General features: G+C 38.9%; 9 protein-coding genes. 7 read left to right on the top strand and 2 right to left on the bottom strand.

Going from position 1 to position 12,606, the window contains the following annotated elements; translation table 11 throughout:
- Both AC1TO5_RS15265 and AC1TO5_RS15260 read left to right on the top strand, forming a co-directional pair.
- On the top strand, positions 1 to 2,001 hold the full coding sequence (locus AC1TO5_RS15265) for an ABC transporter ATP-binding protein (RefSeq protein ID WP_482063694.1): 2,001 nt from the start codon (positions 1 to 3) through the stop codon (positions 1,999 to 2,001).
- Positions 2,002 to 2,368: 367 nt separating this feature from the next.
- Positions 2,369 to 3,421, top strand: a complete 1,053-nt coding sequence (locus AC1TO5_RS15260) for an asparaginase (protein ID WP_482063693.1) — start codon at positions 2,369 to 2,371, stop codon at positions 3,419 to 3,421.
- A 559-nt stretch (positions 3,422 to 3,980) separates the two neighbouring features.
- On the opposite strand, the gene AC1TO5_RS15255 is transcribed toward AC1TO5_RS15260, so the two are convergent.
- Complete coding sequence (locus AC1TO5_RS15255) at positions 3,981 to 5,795, bottom strand: LTA synthase family protein (protein ID WP_482063970.1); 1,815 nt, start codon at positions 5,793 to 5,795, stop codon at positions 3,981 to 3,983.
- 463 nt (positions 5,796 to 6,258) lie between these two features.
- Here AC1TO5_RS15255 and AC1TO5_RS15250 point away from each other — a divergent pair, with 463 nt between their 5' ends.
- The 5 genes from AC1TO5_RS15250 (at position 6,259) to AC1TO5_RS15230 (ending at position 11,641) form a co-directional block, all read left to right on the top strand.
- Entirely contained in the window at positions 6,259 to 7,161 is a 903-nt protein-coding gene (locus tag AC1TO5_RS15250; protein WP_482063692.1) for a M15 family metallopeptidase, read from the top strand.
- A 30-nt stretch (positions 7,162 to 7,191) separates the two neighbouring features.
- Positions 7,192 to 8,643, top strand: a complete 1,452-nt coding sequence (gene cls, locus AC1TO5_RS15245) for a cardiolipin synthase (RefSeq protein ID WP_482063691.1) — start codon at positions 7,192 to 7,194, stop codon at positions 8,641 to 8,643.
- 317 nt (positions 8,644 to 8,960) lie between these two features.
- Entirely contained in the window at positions 8,961 to 9,353 is a 393-nt protein-coding gene (locus tag AC1TO5_RS15240; RefSeq protein WP_482063690.1) for a Fur family transcriptional regulator, read from the top strand.
- On the top strand, positions 9,335 to 10,081 hold the full coding sequence (locus AC1TO5_RS15235; RefSeq protein WP_482063689.1) for a winged helix-turn-helix domain-containing protein: 747 nt from the start codon (positions 9,335 to 9,337) through the stop codon (positions 10,079 to 10,081). Before AC1TO5_RS15240 ends, AC1TO5_RS15235 begins: the two co-directional genes overlap by 19 nt.
- Before the next feature lie 102 nt (positions 10,082 to 10,183).
- Positions 10,184 to 11,641, top strand: coding sequence for a catalase (locus AC1TO5_RS15230; RefSeq protein WP_482063688.1), 1,458 nt, complete (start codon positions 10,184 to 10,186; stop codon positions 11,639 to 11,641).
- 92 nt (positions 11,642 to 11,733) lie between these two features.
- Here AC1TO5_RS15230 and AC1TO5_RS15225 read toward each other — a convergent pair whose 3' ends face one another.
- Positions 11,734 to 12,552 (bottom strand): hypothetical protein, encoded by an 819-nt coding sequence (locus AC1TO5_RS15225; RefSeq protein ID WP_482063687.1) that lies wholly within the window; start codon positions 12,550 to 12,552, stop codon positions 11,734 to 11,736.
- Positions 12,553 to 12,606: the final 54 nt, after the last annotated feature.

Raw genomic sequence — 12,606 nt, 5'->3', positions numbered from 1 at the left:
ATGAGCAACAATATAGAGCAGGAGAACATCGATATGCAAGAAACGACGAACACAGTCTCGACAGGTAAACGATTATTTCAATACGGGATGCTTTATAAAAACAATATTATTATTGCACTAATATTTCTTATTATTGCTGTTAGTGCAGAAGTTGTCGGACCGATTATTGCCAAGAAAATGATCGATAATCATATTACAGGCATTAATCAAACATGGTACTACGTAGATGAAGGGACACCGGAGGCTACCAACTATCAACAAAAGTTTTTGCTGCGTGGAGATCGAGTTACCGATCAACCGACATATGGCTCGATTACATTTGAACAGAAGGGATTAACGTTCTATTTATTAGAAGAAGGAGCTTCTGAGCAAGAAAAGGTATTATTAACGAAGGAAGAAGTTTATCAATTTTATAAATATGAAATTCCTTATATTATTAAGCTGTCCGCATTCTATTGCGCATTGTTAATTCTGTCGGCCATTTTTGTCTATTTCCAGCGCATTATGCTACAAACGGCAGCGAATAAAATTGTCCAAAAGCTACGTAATGACGTATTTGCTCATACACAGCGATTACCTGTAAAGTATTACGATCATTTGTCAGCAGGGCAAATTGTTTCGCGAGTAACGAATGATACTGAAGCGATTCGCGAGTTATATGTCGGTGTTATCGCTAACTTCAGTACAGGATTTATTTATATTACTGCTATCTATATTTCGATATTCATATTGAATCCGACACTTGGACTTGTAACATTACCGTTAATTCCAGCATTATTTGCTTGGATCTATGTGTATCGTAAATTCGCAGCGCGCTACAACCGCGTATTGCGTGCTAAGTTAAGTGAGATCAATGGCAACATTAATGAATCAATTCAAGGGATGTCGATTATTCAAGCATTCCGCAAAGAGAAAGCGATGGAGCAGGAATTTGATGAGTTGAATAGCTATTATTTCAAATATCAGAAAAAAATGCTTAGCTTAAATTCATTAACGTCCCATAATTTATTAAATGTGTTTCGTAACATTATCTGTATCGTTATTATTATGATGTTCTGGAGGGGTCAATTAGGGGCAGCGATTACTGTAGGTTTATTGTTTGCTTATATTGATTATCTGAATCGTATGTTTAATCCGATTGTTGGTATTGTCAATCAATTATCGAATCTCGAAGTAGCGAGAGTATCAGCCGAAAGAGTATTCAAGCTAATGGATGAGCCAGGTATCGAAGTGGATAAGGAGCAAATGACTCGTTATCGCGGAAATGTGAAGTTTAATCATGTAACATTTGCGTATAAGGAAGATGAATACGTTTTGAAGGATATCGATTTTGAAGCGAAGCAAGGAGAGACGGTTGCTTTGGTCGGTCATACAGGGTCAGGTAAGAGTTCGATATTGAATCTATTATTTCGTTTCTATGATGTGGAGCAGGGGCATATCTCGATTGATGGAGTGGATATTCAGCGATATTCTAAGCAGCAAATACGTGAGCATATGGGTATTGTATTGCAGGATCCATTTTTATTCACAGGTACGATCGCAACCAATGTCAGCTTAGACAATCCGCATATTTCAAGAGAGCGTATTGAGCAAGCACTGAAGGAAGTTGGCGCTTATGAGATGTTTATGCAATTACCTAAAGGGATCGATGCGTTGGTTGTTGAGAAAGGAAGTACATTGTCTGCTGGTCAAAGACAGCTTATCTCGTTTGCAAGAGCGTTAGCTTACGATCCGGCTATACTCATTCTCGATGAAGCAACAGCTAGTATTGATACCGAGACGGAAGCTGTTATTCAAGCGGCATTAGATGTATTGAAGCGTGGCAGGACGACGTTCGTCATTGCCCATCGCTTATCAACAATTCGTGCGGCGGATCAGATTCTAGTCCTTGATCGAGGCGTTATTGTAGAGCAAGGTAATCATGACGTTCTAATGGAACAGCAAGGTAAGTACTATCTTATGTACCAGTTGCAAGCTGGAGGCACTGCTGTAGCGATCTAATTACTGTTGATCGCATAAGTATAGGCTTAAAACCATAATCAGTGCGTAAATATCAATCAACTGTGTACAAGAAACTATATTTTCAATTATGGATTTATTAATGGCGTAATATTAGAGGACAAATCATTGATTTGCTTCGATTGTTATGACAAGAAGCAGGAATGATCTTTATACGGCTTCATCTACTTTTGTTGGATTGCTCTAACAAATGGAGATGAAGTCTTTTTGACTTACTCTGCTTTCGAGTGGATAACCTTTGTAATATGGGTTAGATATGCTACCATTATGTTGGCATATTATTCTTTGTGTTGTAGATAATAATAATATATGGTAATAATTATTTGTTCATAGTAAAGAGGGATATATAATGAAAAAAATTATGGTTGTATTTACAGGTGGAACGATTGGCAGTATGAAGCAAGGTAACAGCGTTGATGTAAATAGTGCGGGTTCTTATATGATTATCGATCTATTTCAACAACAGTATACATCATCATCTAATTTTGATACGATGCAGCCATTGAATATTTTAAGTGAAAATCTAGTGGCAGAGCAATGGCTTGAGCTGGCTAGCGAGCTACGTGCAATCGATTATTCATCTATAGATGCCATAATATTAACACATGGCTCGGATACACTAGCGTATTCTGCTACGATGTTAAGCTACTTGCTTAGCGATATACCTGTTCCACTGATTATGATTGCGAGTAATTATCATCTGCAGGATGAGCGTGCCAATGGGCTGCGTAATTTCTACAATGCTGTGCGGTGGATTGAAGAGGGATCAACGGCAGGGGTGTTTGTCGTATATGAAAACGACCGTAGTGAAAGTATACTTTATCTAGGCTCTAGAATTATGCAATGTGAAACGTTTACCGATCAATTTCGCAGTCCATACGATCTGGTGCTAGGTCAATTAGTAGATGGAGTTGTACAACGAGCTGCAGTTTCTAGCAGACTTACAGTAGCTAATGTTAGACCAACAACGCATAAGTACACGGGTGCGTTGCAGCAATTAGATAAGCTAGACACAGATATTGTATATATAAAGCCATATCCTAGTCTCAACTATGACATGTATTCGTGGGCAGCTGAGCGTCGTCCGACTGCCATACTTCATGATCTGTATCATTCAGGTACTGCATGTGCATTAATAGATGGACCATATTCGTTGCCGCAATTCATTAAGCGTTGTAAGCAAGAGAACATTACTGTCTACCTTTGCCCTGTAAAGTCATCTGCTGAGGCACAGTATGCATCTACAGCGAAGCTTGTTGAAGCGGGAGCTGTCATTATTGAGGGGATGAGTACCGAGGCAGCACTAACGAAGCTAATGCTTGCCTATTCCTTATTCAACTCAGAACAAGCTGTCCAATCATTTATGCTACAGGAGCAATTGTATTACGAACGACATGAATAAATAAGTTGGGGCTCGCTCCGAGAACCAATTGCTGCTCTAATCGAAGACCACTCCAAGAAAAAAACACTGTTCCAATCGAAGGCCGCTCCGAAAACAAATTATTGTTCCAATCGCCGTTGTCCTCGGATTTATCTTAAAGGTAATAGCGGTATAAATCCGAGGACAAAAACGAACGCATACCACTAGCAATTAGTTCTCTGCTCATTTCGAGTTTACGCGGACTCACAGGATCTTAAACACTCGTTTGCTAGTGAATGTTCAGTATTAAACTACCAATAGGGTCCTGTGAGTCCTCTTACATCCTAAAGTGTTGGTTTTTAGCTAATTAGCGTCCTGTGTGTCCGCTCGTTTGTGCTTCATTCTCCACTTGCGGCGTAGCAATACCAAAGCAAGATTATTACGATAATCAATAGTACGAGAAAAAAAGGCATATGATGCAAAGTTTGAACCTTTGCGTCATATGCCTTTTATATTATCGAATGTTGTCTCTTGTCATCACTTTGAGTATGTTGACGAGCTACTAGACTCTTACTTTGATTAGAAATTTGAAAGGATTAAGTTATTTGTCATCTGCTACTGCAGACTTTTTCAACGGTAAGCTATTCACAAAGCTATCGGAAAGCTGCAATAGTTCAAGTGCACTTTGGAAGTCTGCTTCTGTTGCTTGACCATTATCTACATTATGACCAGATAAGGAATAATGGCGCCCATCATCGTAGCCGCTACCAGATAAGAAAAGTTCTTCGCTTGTTAGGAAGGAACCGGTAGGTAGATAATAACGTTGTGGAAGGATATTTTCAGATTGATTAAAGATATCTTGGCCGAAATGAATTTGCGAATCCATACTAATACCAAGTAAATTGGCAATCGTCGGCATAACGTCTACTTGACCGCCTATCTGTGATAATGTTTCTCCAGTAGATACACCTTCATTAATGATAACTAATGGAACATTAATCATATCGGTGTAAGCATAATCACGACCGTAAATTTCATTCATTAGCCCAAGCTCATGACTATTAAGAGAATAGATAGGTAAGCCAAGATGGTCACCATACATAACAATTAAGCTATCATCCCAAATTCCTTTATCTTTCAAGTCTTGAATGAATAATCCAAGTGCATGATCGGCGTAGTTTTGAGCAACAATATAATCACCAACTAAAGTTTTGGTATAACGCTCTGGCAAAGTAATTAATTGTTTATCTTCAGGTAAAGTATAAGGATGATGTGCTGTCATCGAAATGATTTGCGCATAAAACGGGTTTTCAGCAGCATCCATCTCGATAAGCTTATCTAATGTTTTACGATATAGTACGCTATCAGAAGCGCCAAAGAATATCGTATCCTCATCACCAAAATATTTATAATCATAATAATGATTAAAGCCTAGTGAGTCATATAACTCGCCACGATTCCAAAACTCTACGACATTCGTATGGAAAGTAGCTGTATCATAATTATGCTGCTCTAACAATTTTGGTAAGCTCGGCAATTCACGATCAGCATACATCTGAGTCGCAGCACCACGAGCTGGTATATAAAGTGAGGAGTTCACTACATATTCTGCATCCGATGTATTTCCTTGACCAACCTGCTGATAGAACTTATCAAAGTAATAGTTTTCCTTCACTAATTTATTGAAATTAGGTGTAATCTCTTGACCATCAATATTCAAATTAACTAAGAAATTTTGGAATGATTCCATTTGTATAATAATGACGTTTTTACCTGCGGCAGTACCATATTGTAATGGCTCAGATACAGGTGTAATGTTTTTAATCTTATTAATCGCCTCTTGCGTTATATGCTCGGGTTCAACATAATCTGTCGTTTTCTTGGAAAGAATCATATAGGCTTCATAATTTAATATGCCCATTTGTTCAGCCTTTACAAGCTCATTCATACTTGCACGGTTAGGAACAACGTTGAATAGGCAAATAACTAGTGAAACGATCAGCAGGGGTAAAGCAATCTTTCTGCTGCTTGGTCTATTAATCTTCTCCTTCCAAGTAGGTACACTTTTCTTCTTGAACAGGAAATAAGCCAAAATAACAACATCAATGTAGATTAATAAGAAATAAGGGTCCATCAATGAAAATACACTGTTTTTAACAGCAGTAACTTGGTTTACTTGTGCTAGTGCAAAGTAAGTGACAATGACGCCATAGTACTTATAATACATAATAACCGCGAATAATATTGAAGTCATTATTAAGTCTGCTATCCAGTAATATAGCAACTTTCGTTTCTTAGCGAGGCATTCGATTAGACTAAAAACAATGAGTACGAATGGTAATTCTCTAAGTACAAGTGTCCAAGACATCCCACCTTCAAAAACAACCATCCAAGCTATTGCGCTTTTTAGTAGCATAAGGAAAGAAAAGAAAAATATAGGGCGTGTACCAAAAAGGAATTTATTATCGTTTAACACAATTCATCCTACCTTTCATATTACATCTATACATTTATGTGAAGTTAATGGTGAGTTAGAACTGATGAAGATGACCTTATCGATAAAGATGAGTATGAAATAATAATCTGTTATTGAGAATACACTATTACTTACAGCTGTAACCTGATTGACTTGAGCTAAAGCTTGAGTTGATACAAAGTATGTTACAATCTTTCATATAAGATATATTCATCTGAACTTCATTTAATGGTATAATACTTACTTATTATGCTTGTAGGACGTATCATTGTCAAAAAACGAAAAACTGTCAATTCGCCAAATTAGCAATAAATACGTCGTAATAGGCGAAATAACTATAATGAATGGTATGATATCATCGTTAATCGCGAGAAATCATACAACTACTCAAGGAGGCAAAATTTTGAAAGTTTTCAAATTATTTTTATTTCTACTCACATGTGCTGCAATGATTACTATTGTTATATTTTTAATTTCCGATAAAAATGGACAAACGAATGAGCTAGCTGATGGAACGAAGTCAGAGGATAATCTATCTAATGATGACCCCTCTACTAATAACGAACAAGACGATGATAATGTTTCAAGTAATAATGGAAATATAATTGGTAATGGTAGTGAGCAAGAAGAACCGACACCATCGCCAACATCGAAACCGACAGAAACACCAGTACCCACATCGGAACCAACAGAAACAGAACATCCAACGGCAGGGGTAAATACAGATTCTGAAAGTGTAGCGGTAATGGTCAATCCCAACTATAAACTACCCGAAGATTATTCGCCGAAAGACCTAGTATATCCCGATGTGCGCTTCACATTTAATGAAAAGATCGATAAGCGGAAGATGCGCCAAGCTGCAGCTACTGCCCTTGAAGAGATGTTTGCAGCGGCTGAAGTGGACGGTATCTATTTGGCGGGAGTGTCTGCTTATCGTTCGCATGAAACACAAAAGGCATTATTCAATCGATATGTAGAACGTGACGGTTATGAGAAAGCTAAAACGTATAGTGCAGAACCGGGAACAAGTGAGCATGAGACAGGTCTTGCCATTGATATATCAGGTAGTACTGGCAAATGCGCAGCTGAAGACTGCTTTGCAGGGACGGTTGAAGCGATATGGCTTGCTAACAACGCAGCTGAGTATGGCTTTATCATCCGCTATCCAGAAGGTAAAGAAGATATTACCGGCTATAAATACGAGCCATGGCATCTACGCTTTGTCGGTGTAGAAATAGCTAAGGAAATAGAATCTGAAGGACTTACGCTTGAAGAGTATTATAAGGTTGTTCCAACAAAGAAATAATTAGAGCAACCGCAAAGGGGATGACAGGCAATGGATATTGTTCAAAACATCTACTTTATTATTACTATTCTTAATATATTTCTTGCCATTGCAATAATTTTTCTGGAACGTAGAAATGTAAGCTCAACATGGGCATGGATGATGGTTCTATTTTTCATTCCAGTTCTTGGATTCGTGATGTATCTTGTATTAGGTCAAAAGTTCAAAAAACGTAAATTAGCGAAGCTACTCGGCATTAATCCAAGTATGATTAATGATTTAGTCGTTGAACAGCGTCGTCAGCTGCAAAGCGGAGATCTTGAGTTTGCTGGTCCTGAGGTTGACGAATATTCTGATCTTATTTCGATGAACCTCACAACAGGACTTTCGTTATTTACTACGCAGAACACGGTAGATATTTATACGGATGGTAATGAGAAGTTCGATGCGCTTATCGCGGATATTAAAGCAGCGAAGCATCATATTCATCTTGTCTATTACATTGTACGTGATGATGAACTTGGACGTCGTCTTATGAAAGCTTTAACAGCTAAGGCAGCGGAAGGAGTGCAGATTCGCTTCCTATATGATCATATTGGCAGTCCGAATCTTCCCCGCAAGTTTTTCAAAGAGTTTCGTGCGGCAGGAGGGAAGGAAGAGGCGTTTTTCCCATCTCGTATACCGTACATTAACTTTAAGATTAATTTCCGTAATCATCGTAAATTAGTTGTTGTCGACGGACAGATTGGCTATATCGGTGGTTTTAATATCGGAGACGAGTATTTGGGTCTGAATAAGCACTTCGGCAAGTGGCGAGACACCCATTTACGTATTCGGGGGGCAGCAGTTCTACAGATGCAGGCTCAATTTATGATTGATTGGAATATAGCATCCTCGTTAAAGATTAGTTTTAATGAGACGTATTTCCCATCGATGATCCAAAAGGATAGCAATCCGATCGGCATGCAAATTGTTGCTAGTGGTCCTGATTCAGAATATCAAGAGATCAAAAACTCCTACATTAAAATGATCTATGCTGCTAGGAAATCAGTATTTTTACAAACACCTTACTTTGTGCCAGATAGTAGCCTATTGAATGCATTGCGAACTGCAGCACTTTCGGGTATGGATGTGAGAATTATGTTGCCGAATAAGGCGGATCATTTCTTTGTCTATTGGGCTACCCAATCATACTTGGATGAACTATTATCATGTGGCATTAAAGTTTATATGTATGATGCAGGGTTTCTCCATGCGAAGACGCTTGTTGTCGATGGTAAAGTGGCATCAGTAGGTACAGCGAATTTGGATATACGGAGTTTCAAGCTTAACTTCGAGATGAATGCTTTCATCTATAACCAAGAAGTATCGACAACACTAGAAGAGATATTTATTGAGGATATAGCAAATTGTCATTTGCTAACCATAGATGAATATTCAAAACGTTCATGGTTTAGTCGGATTAAGGAATCGATATCACGACTATTAAGTCCTATCCTTTAGAGGTAGTTCAAAAATCGGACTTTGATAACGATGATTGGCATCGTAGGTTATTCGGCATCGAATATGAAGCGAACTTGGGAAGTCCGGTCCGCGTGTACCAATAACGTACACGTTGCTGGGTTTCGTTTCAGCGTTTGTGATTACACATTTATAAAAGCAATCTACGACTTCATGGTGAAGTTGTAGATTGCTTTTTTGTGCTATGAATAAGCATACCGAGCTAGTTAGAGTATAGCTATGGTGGGGAAGGGGGAACATTGACGATGTCTAATATTAGATTTATACTAAATCTAATATTAGACAAAGGCGGTTAGGTCATGGTACAGAAAATTAACTTAACAGTACAACGTAGAGCAATTTTGGAAGTAGTAAAAGAGGCTGAAGATCATCCAACAGCAGCAGATATTATACAGCGATTGCGTGAGAAGGGATTTAGCTTTGCATACGGTACGGTTTATAACTCTTTACGCTATCTAGCAGATGTGGAGCTGATAAGGGAATTGAAGCTGGGTGAAGCGGTTAGTCGATATGATGCAAGGACGGAGGAGCATCAACATATCGTTTGTACAGTATGCGGTAAAGTTGAGGAAGTTCTAGTAGACATTCCACAAGAATGGTTAGCCCGAATAGCTGAGCAGACAAAGTATAGTATCGATCAACCTCATATCGTTATGGAAGGGATGTGCGATCAATGCACGACCAAACAATAGAGTCAACCGAGGACCAGCTATTATGTACGCTAACGAAACGAGTTATGATAATTAGCCCGTTACCAGAACGAGTGAAACAATTATTTGTTTCACTATCGATGGCATGCTTTGATGTATTTTCATTGCATGAATTCAATGAAGAGGTACTATCGTCTCTGAAGCCGGAATTGGTTATCTATGATGCGTTGCCAACGGTGGCTACAGCTTCATATACAGATGTACTAGAGAAAGGCCATACTTTACTCGGTAATGTCTCTAGTTATCATATTTCATTAGTTATCCTGATGGATGAGCAAACCTATGAGCGCAAAGAGCAATTAGAATTAGCTGGTGCAGAAATCATGATCTGGCCTTCATCAGTAGAGCAAGCGTTAGAGCGGATTCAGCGTTTGCTTGAGAGTCAATCACAATTCGCGAAGTTCAATGATCACGTGCTATTTAAAAATTTGAAAGTGAATACACGGAAAATGATTGTAACGAAGGACAATGAACGCGTAGAGTTGACCAAAACGGAGTATGATCTATTGTTACATTTTTTGGCTTCAGATGGAGCTGTTCAGACAAGAGAACTATTACTTGATGTTATCTGGGGTCTACAGTTCTATGCGGGCAGTAATGTTGTCGATGTTCATATCAAAAGCTTGCGAAAGAAACTTGAGGATAGTGCCGTAGATCCAAAGTATATCGCAACCGTTCGGGGCGTTGGCTATCGTCTAGCTGATGTATAATTTCTTCATCAAAAATTCATGACATGAGTTCAACACTTCTGTATTATATAGATATTAGGACTTAGATTAAGTCTAAATACTAAATAAGAGGTGTATGAACGAATGAATATATTAACGACGAATCAAGGTGCACCAGTTACAGACAACCAAACCTCACGTACAGCTGGACAACGTGGACCAGTTTTAATGGAAGACTATAATCTTATTGAAAAGCTAGCTCACTTTGATCGTGAGCGTATTCCGGAGCGTGTTGTACATGCCCGTGGTGCAGGTGCACATGGCGTATTCATCACAGCAAAAAACATGAGCGAATTTACAAAAGCACAGTTTCTACAAACGGAAGGTCAAGAGACACCGGTGTTTGTTCGCTTCTCAACGGTCATTCACGGTCAAGGCTCTCCAGAAACTGCGCGTGATCCTCGAGGCTTCTCAACGAAGTTCTATACAGAAGAAGGCAACTACGATCTTGTAGGTAATCATATCCCAGTATTCTTTATTCGTGATGCGATTAAATTCCCGGATATGGTTCATTCACTTAAGCCAGATCCAATTACTAATATTCAACATCCATCACGCTATTGGGATTTCATGACGCTAACTCCTGAATCTACGCATATGATGACTTGGTTACTATCAGATCATGGCACGCCAGCTAGCTATCGTGAAATGGATGGCTTTAGTGTTCACGCGTTCAAGTGGATCAATGCGGAAGGTAAAATCACTTATATCAAATACAAATGGTTATCTAAGCAAGGTACTCGTAACTTTACAGCTGCTGAATCGGCAGAACAACAAGGTAAAGATTTCAACCATGCCACTCGTGATCTGTTCGATAATATTGATAATGGCAACTTCCCAGGTTGGGAATTACAAGTGCAATTAATGCCTTATGAGCATATTGATCGTTATAGCTTCGACCCACTAGACGCAACGAAAATATGGCCTGAAGATATGTATCCATTCCAAACGATTGGTACGATGACACTGAACCGTAATCCGATTAACTACTTTGCAGAGGTAGAACAAGTGGCATTTTCTCCAAGTGTTCTAGTTCCTGGTATTGAGCCATCGGAGGATAAATTATTGCAAGGACGTCTATTCTCTTATCCAGATGCGCAGCGTTACCGTCTTGGTGCGAATTACACTCATATTCCAGTAAACTGTCCTTATGCTGCCGTTCGCAATCAGCAGCGTGATGGTGCAATGACGATGACGGCAAATCCTTCATCGTATAACTATGAGCCTAATAGTAGTCCTGACGAGCCGAAAGAAGCTCCGGAACAGTTCCAAGAGTCGTATTCACCAATTCATGGCTACGCTGGTCGTCAGAAAATTGATAAGCAAGATAATTTCACGCAGGCTGGTGAAACGTATCGTTCTTGGACGGCCGAGGAGCAAGCGAATCTACTTGCTAACTTAATCAATGATCTATCTCAAGTGAATAAAGACATTCAACTACGCGCGGTATGTAACTTCTATCGCGGTGATGCAACACTTGGGCAGAAATTAGCTGAAGGCTTGAATGTAGATATTTCAAGTTTTATCCCGCAGCATTCTTAATCGTTTATAATCTTCACATATAGTAAGTTACTAGCATCAAGCAATACTAAGAGCGTAGAGACCTATATAGGTTTCTACGCTCTTAGTTCAATTCATCTTTTATTTTCACGGATACTTTCATACTGAGACGAGATCATCCAAACCTTGAATAACATACGAATGAGTGGCAAGATTTGATAAAGTAAGAAGCTAAGAAAACTAACCCATATGATAGATAATGCGTGAATACTTACGCTGAATAAGGAATAGATGAATGCAATGATAAGGGATACTACGATGAAGGGCAAGAGATGGACTAGTGTTTGACGTAGTATAGCAGCTGTACTCATCTCCCAAGCAGCGCCAAGCTGTAGCACATAGAATAGTAGTTGAACGATAAGGGCCCACACAATATAAGTGAATAATGTCCAATCGAATATTTTGAATATCGCAGTAATCGATTGATTTGCAGTAATCGAGTGGATGACGGGCTTTACAATCCAGATCAATGGGACAAATATAAGAATGTTTTTACACCAGTACAATAGCGTTACCTTTTTCCACTTCGCTGCAATTCCCCTGCGGAAGTATGTCCCCTTGCCAGCTTCTGAATGCTGATGGATTGAGTAGAATAGTCCAGCTTGTAGCAATGGCGTAATGATCATCCGAATAAGCAGTAGAATAAGAAATGTATAGAGATAAGGCATCCATATATCTGTTTTCAATATTTGAAATTGATGTTCAATCCAGAATAAAGCGACAGTATCTGCACTTCCAGTAAGCTCAGGATATCGCTTAAGTAGGGGGGCGATAATATCATCGATAATTTTGTAAAGTAGAAAGCCCCAAATCGCTTGATAGATGAACAAAATGATTACGATTTTCGTATGTCCTTTGGCGATATGCCAGCCTTGTCGTAAAAAATATCTCATAGCTATGTTCCTCCTTAAACTTTTCTTATAATGAAGGTTCAAAAAGTGGGCTTT

The organism is Paenibacillus sp. Y930 (assembly GCF_056786375.1).
This window is presented reverse-complemented; position numbering and strand designations above follow the sequence as displayed.